The sequence below is a fragment of the Acinetobacter sp. GW821-FHT01C12 genome (assembly GCF_059422625.1).
Genome location: NZ_JBWKXD010000004.1, coordinates 26010 through 48645, shown reverse-complemented (window position 1 = coordinate 48645; position 22636 = coordinate 26010). Strand labels below are relative to the sequence as shown.

At 38.0% G+C, this 22636-nt stretch carries 20 protein-coding genes; 7 read left to right on the top strand and 13 right to left on the bottom strand.

The genetic code is table 11. From position 1 onward, the window contains the following. Positions 1 to 78 precede the first annotated feature (78 nt). Entirely contained in the window at positions 79 to 1218 is a 1140-nt protein-coding gene (locus AC07WY_RS11965) for a glycerate kinase (protein WP_494736436.1), read from the top strand. 61 nt (positions 1219 to 1279) lie between these two features. Here AC07WY_RS11965 and AC07WY_RS11960 read toward each other — a convergent pair whose 3' ends face one another. Further along, positions 1280 to 2152, bottom strand: a complete 873-nt coding sequence (locus tag AC07WY_RS11960) for an AraC family transcriptional regulator (protein WP_494736435.1) — start codon at positions 2150 to 2152, stop codon at positions 1280 to 1282. Between the two features lie 124 nt (positions 2153 to 2276). On the opposite strand from AC07WY_RS11960, the gene AC07WY_RS11955 reads away from it, so the two are divergent. The 4 genes from AC07WY_RS11955 to AC07WY_RS11940 all read left to right on the top strand — a co-directional run bounded on the left by AC07WY_RS11955 (position 2277) and on the right by AC07WY_RS11940 (position 6738). Then, positions 2277 to 3557 carry a sugar MFS transporter gene (locus AC07WY_RS11955; protein ID WP_494736434.1) on the top strand — a complete coding sequence of 427 codons (1281 nt, stop codon included), beginning with the start codon at positions 2277 to 2279 and terminating at the stop codon, positions 3555 to 3557. Between the two features lie 2 nt (positions 3558 to 3559). After that, on the top strand, positions 3560 to 4555 hold the full coding sequence (locus AC07WY_RS11950) for a Gfo/Idh/MocA family protein (protein WP_494736433.1): 996 nt from the start codon (positions 3560 to 3562) through the stop codon (positions 4553 to 4555). A 2-nt stretch (positions 4556 to 4557) separates the two neighbouring features. Beyond that, positions 4558 to 6069: a GMC oxidoreductase gene (locus AC07WY_RS11945; RefSeq protein ID WP_494736432.1), complete on the top strand. Its 1512-nt coding sequence runs from the start codon at positions 4558 to 4560 to the stop codon at positions 6067 to 6069. 159 nt (positions 6070 to 6228) lie between these two features. Beyond that, complete coding sequence (locus tag AC07WY_RS11940) at positions 6229 to 6738, top strand: GNAT family N-acetyltransferase (RefSeq protein WP_262087257.1); 510 nt, start codon at positions 6229 to 6231, stop codon at positions 6736 to 6738. A 64-nt stretch (positions 6739 to 6802) separates the two neighbouring features. Here the strand turns inward: AC07WY_RS11940 and AC07WY_RS11935 are convergent, their stop codons facing one another. Then, a complete protein-coding gene (locus tag AC07WY_RS11935) occupies positions 6803 to 7573 on the bottom strand; it encodes a TorF family putative porin (protein ID WP_262087258.1) in 771 nt (256 codons plus the stop codon). A gap of 499 nt (positions 7574 to 8072) precedes the next feature. Next, a complete protein-coding gene (locus tag AC07WY_RS11930) occupies positions 8073 to 8843 on the bottom strand; it encodes a TorF family putative porin (RefSeq protein ID WP_494736431.1) in 771 nt (256 codons plus the stop codon). 309 nt (positions 8844 to 9152) lie between these two features. Here AC07WY_RS11930 and AC07WY_RS11925 point away from each other — a divergent pair, with 309 nt between their 5' ends. Next, positions 9153 to 10478 (top strand): OprD family outer membrane porin, encoded by a 1326-nt coding sequence (locus AC07WY_RS11925; protein ID WP_096735327.1) that lies wholly within the window; start codon positions 9153 to 9155, stop codon positions 10476 to 10478. A gap of 102 nt (positions 10479 to 10580) precedes the next feature. Here the strand turns inward: AC07WY_RS11925 and ppa are convergent, their stop codons facing one another. Continuing rightward, complete coding sequence (gene ppa, locus AC07WY_RS11920) at positions 10581 to 11105, bottom strand: inorganic diphosphatase (RefSeq protein WP_004725270.1); 525 nt, start codon at positions 11103 to 11105, stop codon at positions 10581 to 10583. Positions 11106 to 11226: 121 nt separating this feature from the next. Continuing rightward, positions 11227 to 11625, bottom strand: a complete 399-nt coding sequence (locus tag AC07WY_RS11915; protein ID WP_004725268.1) for an MAPEG family protein — start codon at positions 11623 to 11625, stop codon at positions 11227 to 11229. A gap of 106 nt (positions 11626 to 11731) precedes the next feature. On the opposite strand from AC07WY_RS11915, the gene AC07WY_RS11910 reads away from it, so the two are divergent. After that, a complete protein-coding gene (locus AC07WY_RS11910) occupies positions 11732 to 12118 on the top strand; it encodes a hypothetical protein (RefSeq protein ID WP_004816535.1) in 387 nt (128 codons plus the stop codon). An 84-nt stretch (positions 12119 to 12202) separates the two neighbouring features. On the opposite strand, the gene AC07WY_RS11905 is transcribed toward AC07WY_RS11910, so the two are convergent. The 8 genes from AC07WY_RS11905 to AC07WY_RS11870 all read right to left on the bottom strand — a co-directional run bounded on the left by AC07WY_RS11905 (position 12203) and on the right by AC07WY_RS11870 (position 22323). After that, positions 12203 to 13876, bottom strand: coding sequence for a long-chain-fatty-acid--CoA ligase (locus tag AC07WY_RS11905; protein ID WP_004816532.1), 1674 nt, complete (start codon positions 13874 to 13876; stop codon positions 12203 to 12205). Positions 13877 to 14025: 149 nt separating this feature from the next. After that, positions 14026 to 16245, bottom strand: coding sequence for a DNA topoisomerase IV subunit A (gene parC / locus AC07WY_RS11900; protein ID WP_494736430.1), 2220 nt, complete (start codon positions 16243 to 16245; stop codon positions 14026 to 14028). 310 nt (positions 16246 to 16555) lie between these two features. Next, complete coding sequence (locus tag AC07WY_RS11895; RefSeq protein ID WP_494736429.1) at positions 16556 to 16843, bottom strand: hypothetical protein; 288 nt, start codon at positions 16841 to 16843, stop codon at positions 16556 to 16558. A gap of 601 nt (positions 16844 to 17444) precedes the next feature. Next, a complete protein-coding gene (gene niaP / locus AC07WY_RS11890; RefSeq protein ID WP_004816527.1) occupies positions 17445 to 18764 on the bottom strand; it encodes a niacin transporter NiaP in 1320 nt (439 codons plus the stop codon). A 54-nt stretch (positions 18765 to 18818) separates the two neighbouring features. Further along, the gene (locus AC07WY_RS11885; protein ID WP_262087263.1) at positions 18819 to 19322 is read right to left on the bottom strand and encodes a GNAT family N-acetyltransferase; all 504 of its coding nucleotides are present in this window, start codon (positions 19320 to 19322) and stop codon (positions 18819 to 18821) included. Between the two features lie 61 nt (positions 19323 to 19383). Further along, positions 19384 to 20028, bottom strand: a complete 645-nt coding sequence (locus tag AC07WY_RS11880) for a trimeric intracellular cation channel family protein (protein ID WP_004816523.1) — start codon at positions 20026 to 20028, stop codon at positions 19384 to 19386. A gap of 61 nt (positions 20029 to 20089) precedes the next feature. Further along, positions 20090 to 20557 carry a YchJ family protein gene (locus tag AC07WY_RS11875; protein ID WP_494736428.1) on the bottom strand — a complete coding sequence of 156 codons (468 nt, stop codon included), beginning with the start codon at positions 20555 to 20557 and terminating at the stop codon, positions 20090 to 20092. 182 nt (positions 20558 to 20739) lie between these two features. Continuing rightward, a complete protein-coding gene (locus AC07WY_RS11870; protein WP_419335974.1) occupies positions 20740 to 22323 on the bottom strand; it encodes a TerC family protein in 1584 nt (527 codons plus the stop codon). Between the last annotated feature and the right edge of the window lie 313 nt (positions 22324 to 22636).

Here is a 22636-nt window from a genome sequence, read left to right as displayed (position 1 = left end):
AAAAGTCTTTCGCTAAGCCATAGTGAGAAAAACAGATCCATATATTTCTTCAAACAAAATTGGTCTTTGAGAATATTTATGAAAGTTATAATTGCACCAGATTCATTTAAAGATAGTTTATCTGCACAGGCAATAGCTGAAGCTATTGCCTGTGGATGGCAAAGCGTTTTTCCAGAAGCTGAAATTATCATTTGTCCTATGGCTGATGGTGGTGAAGGTTCGATTGAGGCTGTACTCGAAGCGTGTGCTGGAGAATGGCGTGAACAGTCTGTTCAAGGTCCGCTTGGAGAATCGGTAATAGCCAAATGGGGATGGTTAAACACAGAAAAAATTGCCTTGATTGAAATGGCGCAAGCAAGTGGTATTCAATTAGTCAAACCATCTCAACGCAATGCATGTATAAGCAGTACCTTCGGTACAGGAGAGCTCATTCTTGCTGCACTCGATGCAGGTGCCAAAGAAATTGTTTTAACTGTAGGCGGCAGTGCTACAAATGATGCTGGCACAGGACTTTTATCTGCTTTGGGCGCTCAGTTACTCGATAAAAACAACAATGCACTCCCCAAAGGTGGACTCGCACTTCAACAGTTGGCAGAAGTTGATTTAACTGATTTTGACCCACGTATTCAAGAAACCAAATTTGTATTGGCTGCGGATGTCACCAATCCGCTCTGTGGTAAAAATGGGGCATCCTATGTTTTCGCTCCGCAAAAAGGGGCTACGCAGGATCAAGTATTGCAATTAGATCAATCACTTAATCACTTTTCCGACATTTCAGCACAATTATTAGCTGCTGACAAACGCAATGAACCAGGAACTGGTGCAGCTGGAGGGCTAGGCTTTGCAGCTAAAGCATATTTGAATGCTGAATTTAGATCGGGTATAGAGGTCATTGCTGAATTAAACCAGCTCTCTAACAAAATTCAGGGGGCCGATTGGGTCATTACAGGTGAAGGGAAATTTGATGGGCAAACTTTAAATGGTAAGACTCCTTTTGGTGTCGCCCAAATAGCACAACGCGCAAATGTTCCCGTGATTGTTATTGCAGGAACATTAGGTGAAAATTATCAGGAATTATACCACTCTGGTGTTAGCGCAGCTTTTTCGTTAACTGCTGGACCTATACATTTAGAAGAAGCATGTATGAATGCAGCACATTTAATTTATGAAAGAACAATTGATATTGCCAGATTAATTAAAATAAGTTCTGCAAACTAATAGCTCAGATCAATAGAGTTACATAAAATAATAGTGCAACTCTATTAAAATAAATTGAGCTTTATATAAATTGTTTCTTATAGGTTAAACGATACTCTCTTGGTGACATTTTTTTTAATTCTTTAAAATGTCGATTAAATAAAGCCAAAGAAGAGTAACCCACTTTTTCCGCTATATTAGATATAGCGATATTATTTTCTAAAATAAGCTCTGAAGCATGATTAATTCTTAAGCTGACAATATAGTCCATAGGTGATTTTTTTAAAATCTTCTTAAATGAGCGATAAAAAGTAGCAGGGCTAACACAGCACCTCTCAGCTAAACTCTCTATTGATATTTTTACATTATAATTCTTATCAATAAAGTCAATAACTTCTATAAAGTTTTTTATTTTCTTATCATCTTCTGATGTAATATTGAGTTTATTGACATTCGAAATCGTCATATTTTCATCTTGTGAAAGCACCAAAAGAATATCAAGCAATCTCGGTGTCCGTTCTGGCCACCCAAGCACTGATATTTTATGAAAATTATTGATAACTTTTCGCTTAGCATCCTCACTGAATATGACAACATTATTTGATAATATCAATAAGTTATTCAAAGATCTCATTTCAGGAAAAAGTTCAACAACATTTTGAATCCATTCAATACTGACCCATATAACCAATGCAATATATGGCTCAGAATGATTAAACTTGCCTAAAGATTTCCACGTATGTGATATATTTGGTCCAATCATAACCAAATCATTTTCACAATAATCACTAATATCACTTCCTATATATCTTTTACCATAACTATTTAATGTTAGTGTAAATTCAATCTCTGGATGATGGTGCCATTGAAAAGGTATTCCTTCATCCATTTTTCTATTTAAAAATGACCATGATGAATATGGTTTTACAATAATTTTCTCATATTCAGATTTCATTATTATACTCCCCGATATATTGCAACTATAGTATCATTTATTGATAAATTAACACCTACTTAATATCTACAAAAAAAGCCATCCTAATTATTCTCCTTTTTAACATACCATGGAAAGGTATCAAATGAATAAATCCACATTATTAGATAATCAAGGACATCAACAGAATTTACACAGTAATCATTCATTAAATATAATGGTTTTTGCGCTGTTTTTTCTATTTGGTAGCATCACAAGCCTAAATGATGTTTTGATTCCAAAACTAAAAGAAATCTTCCAACTTTCATATATGGAAGCCATGCTTGTTCAATCCGCTTTTTTCTTTGCTTACTTTGTTGCTTCTATCCCTGCTAGTCGATTGATTTATAAATTCGGATATGTACGCTCAGCCATTATTGGTCTGTTCGTTATGGGAATCGGATGTTTAGCATTTATTCCTGCAACCAATATTCTTATGTTTCCAGCTTTTTTATCTGCACTATTCATTCTTGCTGTAGGTGTAACCATCATTCAGGTGGTCACAAATCCATTACTCACCCAACTGGGTAAAGCTGAAACTGTTTCAAGCAGATTAACCTTGGGCCATGCTTTTAACTCACTGGGCACCACAATCGCTCCTTATTTTGGTGCAATCATCATCTTAGGAAGTATTGCTACAGTGGATACAACACAATTGAACAGTGTTGAAATGGCAGCATATTTACAAGAAGAATCCGCTGTTATTAGCCATGCTTATACTGGTATTGCCATTGTGATCGGCTTTTTTTGTATTCTACTGGCCCGCTTCAGGAATTATGGTCCTAAGAGTGTAATCCCAAGTGAACATAAAGGTCTCCGCTCATCACTAGGTTTACTTCGATCTCCAAGATTCGCTTTAGGTTTTATCTGTCTTTTTTTATATGTTGGGGCTGAAGTAACCATCGGCAGTATTCTGGTGAACTACCTATCTCAATCAGACATTATGAACATTTCAGCAGAACATGCTGGCAAACTCGTCGCCTTTTATTGGGGTGGCGCAATGGTCGCGCGCTTCCTCTGTTCAGCATTAATGAAAATCATCACTCCTGCCAAATTACTCGCAATATTTTCCCTTGCTGTTATGGCTCTTTTATTTACCAGTAGTTCTTTAAGAGGAAATATCTCAGGCATCGCGATCTTATCTGTTGGATTCTTCAATTCGATTATGTTTCCAACCATTTTTTCTCTTGCATCTAAGCACTTAGGAGAAAGAGCTGCAGACGGTTCTGGCATTTTATGCTGCGGTATTGTTGGTGGAGCAATTATCCCACCTTTAACCGGATTTGTTGCAGATTTGAGCTCGTTAAGTATCAGTCTTTTTGTACCGATCATTTGTTACCTCGGTATTTTGGGATTTAGCATATTTTGTTCTAAACAAGGAGACTAAGCATGAATTGGTTACTCGTTGGTGCCAGTAATGTTGCACATGAATGGATTGTTCCAGCCATAAGAGCGATTGGAGATGAAGTGATTTCTATCGTCAGTGGTCACTTAGAACGTGCACAGGATTTTGCACATCGACATGATATTGCTAATTTTTCAACAGATTTAAATCAAGCACTTAGTTATGAAGAAATTGATGCTGTTTATATTTCCAGTACCAATTCACTTCACTTTGAACACGCAATCGCAGCATTAAAAGCAAAAAAGCATGTGATGTGTGAAAAGCCAATGGCGCTGAGTATTACAGATGCCAAAGAAATGATTTTCCAAGCAGAAGTTAATCAAGTGGTCTTAGGCGTGAACTACCACCTCAGAAATTCTGCTGTAATCAAAAAAATGCGTGAGCTTATTGTCAGTGATGCGATTGGCGATGTACTTACAATTCGATTTTGTCATGCGGTTTCTCTGCCTGAAAAGCTGCAAAGTTGGCGTATCAATACCCCAGCAGAAGGAGGAGTGGTTCTTGATATTACCGTGCATGACATTGATACACTTCGTTTTCTACTCGACGATGAACCCATTTCGGTAAGCGCAATGGCTCAAACAGGGCTTATTAGTCCAAATAACATACCTGAAACTGTGATGGGGACGATTGCTTTTGCTAAAGGGACTTTAGTGAGCTTTTATGATTCATTTACCGCCCAGTATTTCCAAACCAGTATTGACGTTATTGGAACCAAAGGTACTCTATTGGCTCGTAATACACTCACTCAACACGCGGTTGGAGAGTTACAACTAAATAATATTCATGGAACTCAAACCATTGATATTAAAAATGAAAACCTATACGTTTCTTCATTGCAAAAATTTAAAAATGCAACACAAAATCGTGGTCAGCCTGCTGCAACAGCCTATGATGGTTTACGCTCTTTAGAAGTTTCTCTAGCGATACAACAAGCGATTATAAATAAAACCAATGTCTTGGCAGTTACAGGAGAGTAGCCGTGTTTTTAAATCATCAGACGGATATTCTCATCATTGGATCTGGCATCGGCGGCTCAACCATGGCTGCTGGTCTTGCTCCGAGTGGGCTGAATATTCTTATTCTTGAATGTGGCATTCAACTACCTGACTCCCCGATCAATCAAGATCAAGATCAGATTTTTACACAACAGTACTTTAAGCCCGATGAAGAATGGTTCGATAAGGACAAGCAAGCGTTTAAACCAGGGAATTATTACTATGTAGGCGGAAATTCAAAGTTCTTTGGTGCTGTTCTCGCAAGGTACCGCAAAGAGGATTTTCTAGAAATGGCACATGAAGGGGGGACATCTCCAGCATGGCCATTCTCATATGAAGCATTTGAACCGTGGTATACAAGAGCTGAGGCACTTTTTAAAGTCAGAGGTGACGATAAGTTTGATCCAACCGAGCCTTATCATTCAACTCAATATCCATATAAAGCTATTGAAGATGAGACAGCGATTAAAGTGGTGAAAGAGCAATTAACGGCTCAAGGTCTTCATCCTTATCCTTTACCATTGGCAATTGATATTGAACAATGGAGACAAACAAGAAAAGTCCCTTGGGATGCACATCCTCATTTCTTCAATGGAAAAATTGATGCAGAAACAGGACCGTTGGCTCAAGCGATTCAATATAAAAATGTAAGATTACAGACCAACAGTAAGGTTGTTCATTTAAAGACCTCGCCTACAACAAATCGTATTGAAGAGGTCATTTATACTCATCATGACGAGCTCCAATCTATTAGACCGAAACTTGTCATTCTCTCAGCAGGGGCAATTCATTCAGCGGCTTTATTACTTCGCTCAAAAAATCAAAATAATCCAAAAGGTCTATCAAATAGTTCAGGTATAGTTGGGCGAAACTTTATGAACCATAATTGTTCAGCAATTATCGGTTTTAATCATAGATATACAAATGATGCCATTTACTCAAAAACGTTTGGCATCAATGACTTTTATTTAAATGATGGTGCTGGTGGATTACCTTTGGGCAATATTCAACTTCTCGGTAAAGTTTCTGGGAAAATTTTGAAATCCAATATGCCCTTTATACCATCTTTTGCTTTAGATTATTTTAGTAGACATAGCATCGACTTCTATGCAATGAGTGAAGATCTTCCTTCTCCCAACAATCGAGTTTATGTTGAGGATGACAAGATAAATTTAGTTTGGGAAAGAAATAATTGGAGCGCACATCAAAAGCTGGTACACAAGTTTAGTGCTATTCTCAAAGATTGTGGTTTCTATTTCGTTCTGAATCAACCGTTTGATAAAAGGACACCGTCTCATCAATGTGGAACCATTCGTATGGGAAATAATCCCAAAGATTCAGCTCTCGACACATATTGTAGATCTTATGATCATGATAATTTATATGTGGTGGATGCCAGCTTCTTTCCGAGTTCTGCTGCGGTAAACCCAGCATTAACCATTGCAGCTCAAGCGTTAAGAGTTTCCCATCACATTCTATCTACATCACCTTTTTAATTGAGTTATGCTAAAAAAAACTCGTATCAGTCTTGGAGATACGAGTTAAGCGTTTAATCCAGTAATTTGCACATTCAAAATACACTATTTAAACGGTACCTTGTCATCGCAGATGGTTCAATCTTAGAATCAGATAGAGAACATTAAAATGTGAATAAAATGCTAAATCTAACCCTACGCAACGAACAAGCAGATGACATTGAAAATATTTTCAATCTCACTCAATTGGCTTTTTTAAATGCAGCGCATACTGACCACACAGAACACTTAATCGTCAATGCACTCAGAGAGGCAAATCAATTAACCATTTCAGTTGTTGCTGAATTGGATCAACAGATTATTGGGCATGTGGCAATTTCACCTGTGGAGATTTCTTCTGGCGCACAACATTGGTATGGTTTAGGTCCAATTTCAGTTGCACCAGAATACCAACACCAAGGTGTGGGGAAGGCGTTAATACAACAGTCCTTACAGCAACTAAAACAACTTGGCGCTGCTGGGTGTGTAGTCCTTGGCGATCCTGCCTATTATTCCAAATTTGGCTTTCAACCGCATGACAGTTTAATCCTTGAAGGTGTGCCTGCTGAATATTTTCAAGCCCTTAGCTTTGACCAAAGCATTCCACAAGGAACGGTAAAATATCATCCAGCATTTGAAGTGAAAGCCTAATTTATTTCAAAATCGCAAAAAATAAAGGTGACTCAAGGTCACCTTTATAGATCTTAATTTGCGCTTAGAACGCTTTAGTTAAAGTAAACACCGCACCTGTTTCAACACCACGTTTTCCAGAATTAGTGAATCCATCAGTATCAATATTGGTTCCGATTGCTGCAAGTTCCGCTGTTACTCCCGGAATAGATTTAACGGCATAGTTCACCCCGACTTTCCAGTCGACATAATTGTCGTTGCCATCAGGTAATGCTTTTTTATCCATTGTGGTATAGCCCACATTGGCAAGCCCACCAAACCCTGTATCACCAAATGGCGCTGAATAGCCAACGTTAAAATTCCAACTGTTCCCACCAACTGCTGCCCAGTCATTGGTATAGTTCACATTGGTCAATAAACTACTGCCTTTAACCAAGACATCGGCAAATATTAATTTTGCATAAAACTCAGTCCAGTTAAAATCACTGCTTGCACTTGGATAATTATATTCAACAACACCAACATCCAAAGTCGGTTTAAAGGTTGGAGATAATGCCAATGCTGTTGTATAACCAATAGATGGATCTAATTCTAAATGTGGATCTGCCTCACCAAAATTTACATTTGAACCCCAAAGAGCCGCATATAAACCTGAACTATGCGATAAGGTAAAACCCGCTTGTACTGCTGGATCGTTATAATTTTGAGTCATACCGCGAAAACGATAGTCACTCGTTACGGCAGCACTACCTGAAAAGCTTAAACCTAATTTTGACAGTGCGTTGTCTTCCGCCATTGCCATTGTTGCTGTAGACGATAGAACTGCCAATGTTAGTGCTTTAGTTGAGAATTTCATCTTAAGTGCTCCCCCATCATACGATGTTTATTTGTTATGCTAAAATTTGATGAACTCCCTAAGCAATTAGCAATTGCCATGCCAAGATGAAACTCAAGCTGTTTATAAAATTCATAAATATGCAGTAATCTATTGATAATCAATATTTTAAAATTAAAAAATTGTAGATGCTTTTTTTTATTCTTCAATTGTTGAACACATGCTATTTCAAGCATCACTTGATGGAACTGATTCATACCGACCTACTTTAAACATGGTTTTAATGCAAAGTAGTATGAAAAATCTAAGCGTAAATTTTCTATAATGTGCTTTATTGTTGTCATAAAAAGCGTATAAATATTGCTTTAGGCTTTTTATATAAGATGATTTTAGGGGTGGATATTGTTTTTGCTCAGAAAAAGCACACAGTTTAAAAAATGCCTAAAAAAAGTGCATGCCCAATGTTCAGTCATACACTTAAATAAAATGAGTCAGGCTGAATGACTCACGCATGTTCATGTTAAAAACTATAAGCTAAACCAAATACCAGATTGTCCTTATACGCTTCACCTAAACGATCTTTACCGCCGATCACATAGTCTAATGAAGCAGCAACACCTGTATTGGCAATGGTTTTACTGACTCCCAAGCGTATTTCGCTCAATGCAAAATTCTGTTCGGTTTGCACAATACTGTCATCATGATGACTGTTATATAGAGATGCGCCAATAGAACTGTTAAAAATAAAATCTTGAACCAAAGCATGACGGTAAGCAATGCTGAGATAAACATCACCAGCATTGGCAGCGGATGCATCAGCTAACATCACTGAAGCACCCGCAGTTAGATTCTTATAACTTAGCTCAGCAGATAAATCGGTATAGGTGGTTTTACGATGATCAGCTTGATCGGCATAAACAGTACCGCCTTTATGATAAACATATGCAGTGGTTTTTAAGTTATAGCTCCAATTTTGCGCAATTTCCTGAGCATAAGCTAAATAAAAATTATTTTCAAAACCATGATTTTGTCTATCATCTGCGGGGTTATAGCTCAGTGTAGAACCCCAATACCCCACCGTGATGCCACTTTTATGTGCATAACTTAAACCGCCTTGCGCAGCAATATCATCATTTTCAACTCCACCTCGATAGATATACTTGGATACCAGTCCCACATTTCCAGAGATCGTGCCATTTTTAACCAAGGCATTTGATTCGTCAGCAAATGTAGGGCACGACGCGATACATATAGGCATTGCCCATAACAGTTTAGAAATAAGTGAGTTCATGATGGCAAACAGGTGGGCGTATAAATAAAGGCGAATTTTACTGTGTTTTTAAATTTTTGGTAAAAAACATGGAGATAAATTCAGCATATTTTCTAATTTATTTTACATTTCACATAAAATCATCATTTTAACAATTCTTTAGAACTTTTTTTCATAAGTAAAGAAATTAATATTGCGTAAAAGATTACAGAAATGTAATATTTTTAAGCAAAAGAGATTCCCTTTTTATAGATTAAATATACAATTCATCCACAATCTGTTCTGAATTCGATCAGTCAGTGCAATCTATTCTCGTTCACGAGGCAATTCATGTTGAATGCTCCAAAACTTACTTTAGCTGTATTAATTAACGCGGTTCTAATATCCCCTACATTTGCTAGCGAACAAAGTGAAGCAAAAGGGTTCGTTGAAGATGCCAAAGGTTCTGTATTGTTTCGTACAGGTTATATCCTTCGTGATAAAAAACACGGTATTGACGATCAAAGCTCATTTGCACAAACTGCAATTGTTGACTTAGATTCAGGCTTCACTCAAGGTATCGTCGGTTTCGGTGTTGGTGTGGTTGGTGATGGTTCTTTTAAAATCGGTCCAAACAACCATGCTGGCAATAATATGATTGCACTCAAAAATAATGGTGCAAGAGACGCAAATGGACGAGTTGATCCATATGATCATTGGGCACGTGGTGGCGCAAACGTAAAAGCTCGTTTCTCAAATACAACTGTACGTTATGGTACACAAGTTTTAGATTTACCTGTACTGGCAAGTAATACAACACGTCTTGTTCCTGAATATTTTACAGGTACGTTATTAACCAGCCATGAAATTAAAAATTTAGAACTTGTTGCTGGTAAATTCACTAAAGACCAAATGTCTGATCAGATCAGTACTGATGGTAATAAATTAGATGATGCAATTGTTTGGGGTGCTAAATACAAATTTGATGACCAACTGAGTGCATCTTATTATGGTTTAGATTCTAAAAATGCGTTAGAACGTCATTATATCAATGCAAATTATAAATACCCATTGGCAAATCAAAGTTCTTTAACTTTTGATTTCAGTGGTTATCACACCAAGTTTGATAAAAATGCCAATACCTATTCTGCAACTGGTCCTGTCGATGTGGATTATGCAAGCACAGGTAAAGCAGGCGTAGAAAAAACCAATAATATCTGGGCATTGTCTTCTACTTATAATCAAGGTCCGCACACTGTGATGTTGGCTTACCAACAAAATACGGGTGATGTGGGTTATGACTATGGTCAAAATGCTGACGGTTTCCAAAGTATTTATTTACCAAACTCTTATATGTCTGATTTTATTGGTAACCATGAAAAATCAGCACAAGTTCAATATAACCTAGACTTTAGCAATTATGGTGTTGCTGGCTTAAATTGGACCACAGCATTTGTTTATGGTTGGGATATTAAAGTCCGTAATGTAACTGATGATGCACAAGAACGTGAATTCTTTAATCAGGTGAAATACACCATGCAAAGCGGTTTTGCAAAAGATGCGAGCTTACGTCTACGTCACTCTTACTACCGTGCAAGTGAAGCGTATAATCCTGTCTATATTGGTGATACCAATGAATGGCGTATTTTCTTAGACATTCCTGTGAAATTTTTCTAATTTAGAATAAAGCCACAGAAACAAAAAAACCTGCATTGAATGATGCAGGTTTTTTTATGGGTTTGAATATTTTTCAATTTTCAAACCACGTTTTAATCAGGCTTATTTTGCAGCTTCGATTGCTTTTAAGACTTCAGCTTTGGCAACTTCTGAACTTTCCCAACCTGTCAATTTAACCCATTTGCCAGGCTCTAAATCTTTGTAATGTGCAAAGAAATGTTCAATTTGATTCAACAACAAAGCAGGAAGATCTGAATACTCTTTCACATCTTTATAAAGCGGAGTCAATTTATCATGTGGAACTGCGATTAGTTTCGCATCGATACCACCATCATCTTCCATGTTTAATTTACCAACAGGACGACAACGAATCACTGAACCATGTACCAATGGGTGTGGAGTTACAACCAATACATCTAATGGATCACCATCTTCAGACAATGTATTTGGTACATAACCATAGTTCGCTGGGTAGAACATTGCTGTACCCATGAAACGATCTACAAATAAAGCATCTGAATCTTTATCTACTTCATATTTAATCGGTGCAGCATTTGCTGGGATTTCGATAATTACGTAGATGTCATTTGGTGCATCTTTACCAGCAGGAATATTGCTATAGCTCATAGGATACTCTTTCAAGTGAGGTCTTATTTAAAATCTTGTCGATTATAACGCTAAATTGCGCAAACAGATGCGGATTATACATTTTGCATCATCAAAATGAATGAATTTCATCGAAAACTGTTTAGACGATGCGAATAACCAATAACAATAAAATAATTGGGCAAGCTAAGGACAAAGCCCAAATAATGGTACGTAGCGCTGAAATATTCGCCAAATAGCAAATTCCATAAATAATGCGTAACACGATATAGGCAATCCCTAACATCATAATCAGATGTTGTGATACCACCATATACTCTGCCATTAAAATCGCAGCAATAAATAAAGGTAAGCTCTCAAAACTATTCTGTTGTACTGCATTGGCACGTGCCGCTAAGCCTGTGGTTTTGGCTAAAAATTCACGTGGATTCTGATTATCAGCAGCTTTAAAACCACCAGACGCTTTCGCAATAATGGTAAAAACATAAGGAAGTAAACAGGCAATTAGAATTAAATATATGATGCCATCTATCCCAGACATGATTTTTTCTCATGAAGTGTTAATGCGAGTTATCATAGCATGGCATGAACAGAATATTTTTTGTTAAATGCAGAGTTTTGCAAAATTGTGTAGTGAGGACAATAACGTGCAACCAGATCAAAATGAATTGTTTGAGGTTTTAGAAAAGCAGCGCCATCAACAAGCGGAGATTGATCGTATTCTTAAAATTGTATTGCCAATTTTGGCTTTTCTCTTGTGCGTGATTTGTGCAAATTACAATTGGCAATCCACCTTGGGGACGCTTATTGTTTTGGTGGTGGCCTTTTTTGCGGTAGGCATAAAGCGTATGAATCTATACTTTTGGTTAGCCATTATTGTCGTATACTGTTTAATCGATATTTATTTTAGCTATGGCAGTATTCATCCTTCTGCACTGGGTCGTCAAATGGGCACCATGCTAACCTTTACAGCAATTGTAGGCTTAAGCCGCCCCTATATTGACGGTTGGTATATTCGTTCGCATAAAAAATAAAATCACCACATAAAGCGATCGATTGTTTTACCTCAAGCAAAAAAAAGCGCCCTTGTTGGCGCTTTTTTATCTTTAACTTTTCAATTATTTACGTAAATCTTTACGTAGGATTTTACCTACATTTGATTTTGGTAAATCATCCATAAATTCAACATAACGCGGACGTTTATAACCAGTTAAGTTTTCTTTTGCATATTCAAGAACTTCTTCAGTGGTTAAAGACGGATCTTTTTTCACTACAAATAGTTTTGGCACTTCACCAGATTTTTCATCAGGTACACCAATTGCAGCCACTTCAAGCACTTTTGGATGTTGCGCAATCACTTCTTCAATTTCAGAAGGATAGACGTTAAAGCCTGATACTAAAATCATGTCTTTCTTACGATCGACAATTTTGAAATAACCGCGGGTATCCATGATCCCAATATCACCAGTACGGAAATAACCATCCGCTGTCATGACTTTTGCAGTTTCATCTGGGCGATTCCAATAGCCTTTCATCACTTGAGGACCACGAATCGAGATTTCACCCTGCTCACCTTGTGACAAATGATTGCCATCATCATCTAAGATCGCAACATCAGTCAGTGGTAAAGGAATACCAATTGTGCCGCTAAACTCAGTCGTTGCAGGTGGGTTTGCAGTTGCAACTGGAGAAGTTTCAGATAAACCATAACCTTCAATAATGATGGTTCCAGTAACTTTTTTCCATTCTTCAGCGGTTGACGGCAACACGGCCATACCACCACCCATCGCCATTTTTAACTTACTGAAGTCGAGCTGTCTAAATTCTTCATTATGTACCAACGCATTGAACAAAGTATTTACCGCAGGGAAGAAACCCGGTTGGTATTTACGTAATTCTTTAATCACCGCAGGTAAATCACGTGGATTTGGAATCAGAATATTTGCCTGACCTTTATACATACCATACATCGCACACACCATGAATGCGAAGATGTGATAAAGCGGTAAAGCACAGAAGATACGATCATCTTTCGCGCCATCACCTTGACCAAACTTACTTTGGAAAATGCCATCACATTGCAACAAGTTTGCCACTAAGTTACGGTGCGTCAGTTCCGCCCCTTTAGAAACACCCGTAGTACCACCTGTGTACTGAAGTACAGCAGTATCACTGAGGGTCATGGTTGGACGTTTATAATTGCTTGGACTTACTTTTGCCAATGCTGCATTAAACTTAATATGTCCTGGAATATTCCAGTCTGGAATTTGTTTACGCACTTTACGTAAAACAAAATTCACCAAAGTACCTTTTAAAGTACCCAACATATCGCCAACGGATGCAACAACAACATGTTTTACAGGTGTTTTGCCAATAATCGCTTGATAAACAGTCGCAAAGTTTTCAACAATGACTAAAGCTTCAGCGCCTGAGTCATTAAGTTGGTGTTCTAATTCACGTGCTGTATAAAGTGGATTCACATTCACAAGTACCAAACCTGCACGGAATACACCTAAAGCAACAACGGGATACTGAAGGACGTTAGGCATCATCACTGCGACACGTGAACCTTTTGCCAAACCTAAACTTTGCAAATAAGTCGCAAATTTACGGCTTGCCAATTCAAGGTCACTGAATGACATCACTTTATCCATGAAGATAAAGGCATCACGTGAACCAAATTTTTGGAAATTACGCTCAAAAATATCAATAAGAGAGCTATTTTCCTGTGGCAATTCTACTGTTTCTGGAATTCCAGTTTTTTGATATTCAGCGAACCAAACTTTTTCCATAATGCCATAATCTCCAATCAGTAATCCTTAGTTTTAAACTGTTTTTCTCAATATTGAACATAATTTTTTGGCTTCTTTGTGCTCAATATTGCATCCATTTTCACGAACACTTTGCATATATAACGTATTTCAATCCAAGGATGCTAGTTTTATCTTTGAATCAACAGTTTATTTGCTTTTTGATATCCGCGCGGTAACAACTGACCTTTTGATGCGCGTTTACCGATATATTTCTGTAAATCTTCCCCTTTTAATTTTAATTGTTGCTGCCCTGTAAGCACTTGTATTACTTCATCTAAATTCAAAGTTAACATAAACTGAACAGACTCATTAGTTTCAAGTTGTATCAACTTATTTCCTTTACCTTTATTCAGCGTTGGCAACTCAGATAATTCAATTAAAAGTAGCCGTCCTGCTGAGCTGAGTATAGCCAAATGAGTATGATTTTCAACGACTTCAATTGGCATTGCTGTCGCATTTTCAGCAACAGTCAGGAATGTTTTACCCGCTTTGGCATTGGTATCCAATTGTTTAGCTTGCGATTTAAAGCCATAACCTTTTGAACTTACAGCAACTATTTCTTTTTCTTCATCTTCAATCAGGACTTGCATAAAGCCCACACCATTGGCTGGAGAAAGTTTTGAACTCAACGGTTCTCCTAAACCACGCGCCGATGGCAAACTATTGATGGCCAAAGCATAACTTCGTCCAGTTTCATCTAAAATATATACTTTCTGATTGGACTTGCCTTGTGCTGAACTCAAGTACTGATCACCAGCACGGAAATTTAATTTTTCAACATCAATATCATGACCTTTGGCTGCACGAACCCAGCCCGCTTCAGAAAGGATCACTGTTACCGCTTCAGCTGGCATTAAATCTTGTTCACTAATGGCTTGTGATTCTTCACGTTGCACAATCGGTGAACGACGATCATCACCAAACTTCTTCGCATCATCTTTAAGTTCTTCGATAATTAAAGATTTTAATGACTCTGGATTTGCAAGTTGTTCACGAATCACCGCTGCTCTGGCCTCAAGTTCCTCTTGCTCACGGCGCATTTCCATTTCTTCAAGTTTTGCCAAATGGCGTAACTTAAGCTCTAAAATTGCTTCTGCCTGAACTTCATCAATATTGAAACGCATCATCAACACGGGTTTAGGTTGATCTTCTTCGCGAATAATTTTGATCACTTCATCAATATTCAAATATGCAATGATCAAACCACCAAGAATATGTAGGCGCTTTTCAATTTTATTCAGATGATATTGCAGACGACGTGTGACAGTACTCTTACGAATTTCAATCCATTCTAATAAAATGCGACGAATTGATTTAACTTGTGGACGACCATCAGCACCGATCATGTTCATATTGACACGATAGCTCGACTCTAAATCGGTTGTCGCAAACAAATGACTCATGACTGCATCAGCATCAATACGGTTTGAACGTAATACAATCACCAACCGTGTTGGGTTTTTATGGTCTGATTCATCACGTAAGTCACTGACCAATGGCAGTTTTTTGGCTTGCATTTGATCTGCAATTTGCGTGATGACTTTTGAGCCAGAAACTTGATATGGCAGCTCAGTGATAATAATTTCATTTTTTTCAATGGTATATACGGCACGGGTACGATAGCTACCACGTCCAGTCATTTGAATTTTTAATAATTCATCACGTGGTGTAATAATTTCTGCTTTGGTCGGTAAGTCAGGTGCAGGAATATATTCTGCAATTTTTTCATCTGTTAAGTTTGGATTACGGATTAAAGCAATCGTACCTTTAACCACTTCACGTAAATTGTGTGGCGGAATATCCGTTGCCATTCCCACTGCAATACCAGTGGTACCATTGAGTAAAATATTTGGTACACGCGCTGGTAAATTGACAGGTTCTTTCATTGAACCATCAAAGTTATCTTGCCAATCACAGGTTCCTTGACCTAATTCAGAAAGCAACAAATCACTATAAGGTGAGAGTTTGGCTTCGGTATAACGCATGGCTGCGAATGATTTAGGATCATCAGGCGAACCCCAGTTCCCTTGCCCTTCAATAAATGGGTAACGGTAACTAAATGGCTGCGCCATCAACACCATGGCCTCATAACAGGCTGAGTCACCATGCGGATGGTATTTACCCAATACATCACCGACTGTACGCGCAGACTTTTTCGGCTTACCGCTTGGTTTTAATCCCAATTCGCTCATCGCATAAACGATACGGCGTTGTACAGGTTTTAAACCATCACTAATGTGTGGCAATGCCCGATCCATAATCACGTACATGGCATAGTTGAGGTAAGCTTGTTCAGTAAATTCTGCTACGGAACGATTTTCTGTCGCATGATGCGCAAGGCTTGTCATAACAACCTTTTATCCTAAATAAGTGCGTTCTAAATAAATGTTTTGTATCTACGTTCTTATGCTAAGTCGCAGGGTCTGACTAGACAAGTGCAAGTGTACCCTACAACGACAAATTGCGTCTTTAGATCTTTCTAATGACGTAAAATTATCCATTTTTTAAGAAATGAGCAACTTTTATTTCAAATCTAAAATATTAAAAGTCAAATACACAACAATTCTTATCAAAACAAAATGCTCTTATCGATAAAATAGAAAGACCTCGATTTGATAAGAATTGAGGTCTTGATTTATAAATATAAAAAACAATGGATTATTTAATTTCCACACTCAATTTATCTGATAATTTTTTATAAAAATCAGTCCTGTTTCTTGGATTTTTTAATTCTTTGCAAGTTTCTTCTAATGCTGTAATTGCTTCTTGTTCAGTAAATTCATCATCTTCAATTAATGGTAGAAGCTTTTCATTATAGATATATTCTAATTCATTATATCCATTACATTGACCACAAGAAACAAGAGGTCCATCCTTTTCCCCACCTGGATTTCCATCTTCATAATTGTACTGTTTATTGATATCTTGAATGGTTTTAGCTGACATAACTATTTCCCTCTGATTTTATTGAATAATGTTAAAGTTCTCATACGAATCAAGGCATAAATTTCGATTCAAAAAATGTTCTAGATATATTAGTCTAAAAAGACTTTGTGATAAGAACATAACTATTTAATAATCTTTTTTCTAAAAATTACAAATTACATTTTCTCAAAAACAAGAAAATCAATCACTTGAAACTGTAGGCTTCTTGCATCATTAAAAAATGAGCCTTTAATACTCTATATGTGCAATAACAATTATATTCATTCGTCTGCTTTTTTATATTCATGAATTAGACATGGTTGTTCTATCGTGTGGCGACATGGATGTCGCTCCGTTGGGTGGGGGTACAGGACGTACCTCTCACCCAACAGAAGATTTTTGTCATCTTTTCATCTCTGAAAAGTGAGGCATCGCCTACGCAAAGGAATTTAAACTTTAAATGTAAAGGGTGGCATTGTAAGTTTTAGAATCATAGAAATTCATTTCTATGGAATAATCAGCCATGATTGATCAGGGTTAATCTCGTTTAGAAATCATTTAAAAGCTTACTTTGATAAGAGATCTAATTAATATCTAAATTTATTCTGCACAACCTTCACAATCACAATCCAATCTCTTCTAAGGTCTTACCTTTGGTTTCTTCACCCAAGACCAAAACCACAGCTGCAACAGCGAAAAGTACAATCGTAAACATCATAAAGACTGAACTAAATCCATCACTTGCCACCATCATATGGGTCACCACCAACGGTGCGACAATTCCCCCCATACGACCGATTGCAGATGCCCAACCTGAGCCAAAAGCACGAATATTGGTTGGGTATTGTTCAGGTGTATAAGTATATAGCACCCCCCATGCACCCAAATTAAAGAACGACATTAAGCATCCCCACAACATAATCATATTGACTGAGGTCGCTTGACCAAAGAAGTAAGCAGAAAGCGCACACATAGCAATAAAACCAGCGAGGGTTACTTTACGTCCAAGCTTTTCCACCAACCAAGCCGCAGCCACATAACCGGGTAATTGTGCCAAAATCATCCCGAGTACATATTCAAAAGACTGCACAATGGTATAGCCCTGCTTGACCAGCAAACTTGGTAACCAAGTAAAAATGCCATAATAAGAATAGACAATACCAAACCAAATCAACCACAGCATCAAAGTACGACGGGCAAAAGCACCTGACCAAAGCTGTGAAAATGAAATCGTTTGTTTTGCTGAAACAGGTTTGACTTCAATGGTTTCAATCACTTCTACACCACACTGCCGTTCCAGTTTCTGGACCAGTGCATGGGCTTCTTCAATTCGTCCACGATTAATCAAATAAGGAACCGATTCAGGCACTTTTTTGAGAATCATAAAAACATAAATTGCAGGTAAACCACCAATCAAAAATGCTATATGCCAACCATAATCAGGAATTACAAAATAAGAAATAAGCGCAGCAACAAGCCAGCCAAGTCCCCAGAAACTCTCTAAAAGTACGATAAATCGACCCCGTACTTGAGCAGGGATATATTCACTGACCAAAGTCACAGCCACAGGAAGTTGCCCACCCAGACCTAATCCGACAATAAAACGGAACAGTAATAACCAAGTCAGATTCGGCGCAAAAGCACATAACGCGGTTGCAATGCTATAGGTCACCAAAGTAATCGCAAAGACTGTTCTACGACCAATTCGATCAGCCAAGCCACCGGAAAATACAGCACCAATTGCCATACCCACAAAGCCAATGGAGACCACCCAGCCTTTTTCAGTAGGGGTCATTTGCCATTCTTCCGCCATTTTGGTGAGAATAAAGGAGATCAGTCCTGTATCCATGGCATCAAACATCCAGCCCAACCCGATCACCCAGAGTAAGGTATAGTGAAATTTACCTATGGGTAAGCGTTGTACACGTGATACTAAATCCATAATGCACTCAACAAATATGTAAAAGCAGAAACAACTTTGGCTCGCAGTTTAATTTTAAAGACTGAACAGCAGAATTTCTCCTGCTAGTCCGTCAAAATCTTTAAACTCTTGAGAATGGAAACCATTGTTTATCAATATTTTTCTTGAAGCTATATTTTCGGGATCAATAATAGCCATGAGATCCTTTAAATATGCTTGTTGTTTTGCATGCTCAATTAAAAATGTAACAACCTGACTAGCAATACCTTTTCCCCAATATTCGGGTAAAAGCATATAGCCCAATTCCGCAGTTGTTGCTGTTGGCCGATCCAACTCAAGTTTGGCTAAACCCATAAAGTCATTTGTTTGAGCATCAAGAATTTTATAATTTCCCAATGCCACATCATAGGTATTCTTGGATAAAATCTTGGCAAATTCTGTATGTGCTTCCTCAAGCGTTAATGCTCGCTCGGTAATCATTTGCATGACTTTAATATTTTTGACCAATTCAAAATACACAGCAAAATCTAGCTCAGTAAATTTTTCAAGTTTAATATTTTGCTGAATCAGATATGACATACCAAGCTCAAAGTTAAACGTAGCGATTCACAGTCAATAGCTGCTGTTCAAGCATCCATTCTTAGGACTCATCTTTAGAAGATGCCGATTGTTCATCATGATCTTTATAGATAAATTTCGGCATTTCCAAACCAAAATAAATCGCCACACAACGTAATGCAAAACCAAAAACTAAAGTAGAAACCACAGTAATTTCAAGCGATAAACCAAAATCTATACAGAACCAATAGAAAATCACCGCGACAAAGGAAATCGACGCATACAGTTCACGACGGAAGACCAGCGGAACATCATTACACAGAATATCTCGTAGAATACCACCAGATACCCCTGTTAATACCCCAGCAACCGCGGAAACCACAAAACCATGCCCCATTTGCAAGGCAATTTGACAGCCAATAATGGTAAAACCAATTAAACCTAAAGCATCCAACAATAAGAAAATGGAATGTAAGTGCTTCATCCATTTGGCAATAATAATGGTGACAAAGGCAGCACAGCATGTCAGGACAAGGTATTCAGGATGTTTGACCCAAGTCAGTGGATAATGTCCAAGTAAAACATCTCGCACAGAACCGCCACCGAGTGCAGTGACACAGGCAATCAGTATCACCCCAAACCAGTCCATACTGCGTCGTCCTGCGGACAACGCTCCAGTCATGGCTTCTGCTGTAATGGCTATAATATAAATAATCGTCAGTAACATTGCCCTTCATCCACTGATGGGAAAAGATGCGCGCTATTTTAAGTCAAAAATGAACTAAAAGTTATAAAAATTGTGCGCAACATTGCTTAAATTTTTTGGTGGATCCACAAATACATGGCTGTTTCATGGTGATTGGCTGATCTGTGGTTGGATCTAAGAAATACCATACACCATCATGCTGCACAAAGTGTGAAACTTCATGGTGTATTTGAGCCTGCTGACCATCATGAAAATGTGCTTTAAATTCAACTTGAGCATGATTTTTATCGAGCTTTTCTTGGGCTTGCACCACTTCGAGACTGAGCCATTGATTGGCTTTGCTCCAGTCTAAAATCGCTTTAACATCCAAAGCTTGCTGCTGTCCAAGCGCAGTGGTCTGAACAATATAATCAATCTCATGTTTGGCAAAAGCGCTATAACGCGAACGCATCAACTGTGCCGCTGTCTTGGCTTTGTTCTGACCCAAATGCAGCGGCTGACAGCATTCAGCATAAAGTGCTGAACCACATGGGCAGGATAGATTGGACATGAAAATACTCAAAATCTGAATAGGTTCAATGATAATCCAACCCAGCAGGAAATCGAAACCTATTCTTTCTATATGAATGATGCCATTCAGCCATCATTTTAACGATATGGTTTAAGCCATTATTTTCAAAAACAAAATAAAAAGAAGCCAGTCTTTCGACTGGCTTCATTACAACAAATCCATTAGGACTCAGCATCTTTAGATTTTGTTAATGCCATAATATGCACCTTCTCAATCTTATGCCCATCCATCGTTACCACTTCAAACTCATAACCATCGACTTGAAGCTTTTGACCATTTTCAGGCAAACGCCCGAGATGGAACAGAATATAACCTGAGAGGGTTGAGTATTGTTCTGACTCATCGACTAAATCACGACCTAACAGCAAAGAAACATGACGAATATCGGTTGAACCTTCAAGGATCAACGAACCATCTTCAAGACTTTCCGCAGCAGCTTCTAGTTCATCTTCATCAGGGAACTCGCCTGCGATTGCTTCAAGCACATCAATCGGCGTTGCAATCCCTTCAATTGACCCATATTCATTTAATACAATCGCCATTTGTAAGGGTGCTTGACGCAGTTGTTCCATCACCATCAACACTTGCGCATTTTCATGCACAATCACAGGCTCGCGTAAGTGTTTTTCAAAATTTAAAACACCCGTTTCGATATAATCATTTAAAACTTTATGGGTTAAAACAATACCCGCAATATTATCTAATTCACCATGCGCCAAAATTAAACGTGAATGTGACATTGCCATCAAATTTTCTTTAATGCTGGCTTCGTCTTCATCCAAATCTAACCATTCTAGTTCAGGGCGCGGTGTCATGACCGATTTTACTGGACGTTCTGATAGTCCTAAGACCCCTTGAACCATAACACTATGGTAAGCGCCATTTTCATCATCAAAAATTTCATCTGCCAATGCTTGTGTTGCGATCACATCATCCGCTTTAGCATTTTGACTATCGGCACTTTTTCCGCCTAACATTTTCAATACCGCCGAAGCAGTACGGAAACGTAAGTCGGTCGTTGTCACCATTTTCTCTTGGTTTTTACGCATGGTTTGGTTCATAAACTCGATCAGCACCGAGAAACCAATCGCTGCATATAAGTAACCTTTTGGAATGTGATAACCAAAACCTTCAACGATCAATGAGAAACCAATCATCATCAAAAAGCCAAGACATAGAATCACTACTGTCGGGTGCTTATTGACAAAGTCCATCAAAGCTTTCGATGCCCATAGCATAATAGCTACGGCAATCACCACAGCGATCATCATCACTGAAAGTTCTTTCACCATTCCCACAGCGGTGATCACACTATCTAGGGAGAATACTGCATCTAAAACAACAATTTGGACAATGACCATCCAAAATACAGCATGTACAGGATTTTCTTCTTTAAGATCCTGACCACCTTCAAGGCGTTCATGTAGTTCCATTGTGCCTTTAAACAATAAGAACACACCACCAAACAGCAGGATCAGATCACGCCCAGAAAAAGCATGCTCAAAGAGATGGAATAATGGTTGGGTTAATGTCACCACCCATGCAATGGATGCCAGTAACACCATTCGCATACAGAGGGCAAGTAAAAGCCCAATAATCCTTGCTTTATCACGTTGTTCAGGCGGAAGTTTTTCTGCCAAAATTGCAATAAATACAAGGTTATCAATACCCAAAACGATTTCTAAAACAACTAAAGTTGCAAGACCAACCCATGCAGAAGGATCAGACATCCACTCAAGTATCATTGATCTTGCTCCATTGAAAATGTGCAATAGCTATTTTCAGCATGTGAGAACTGTAAATTTCGGAATTGAGAAGAAAACTTTAGTGTATTTTGAACTATTATTTTGTCTAAAGATTGTGCATTTTCGGAGCGACTACAACCACTACCCATGATGATTCATTTGTTGATAAATAAGCGTTAATTATAGGCAATCCAGATAGGAATTTCATCTCATTTATCAGGATTTTTACTGATTTATCTAAAATTAAATACAAAATCAAAGTGATACAAATCATTGCAAAAGCGCTGATAACACAACATGTTTTTGTCACATT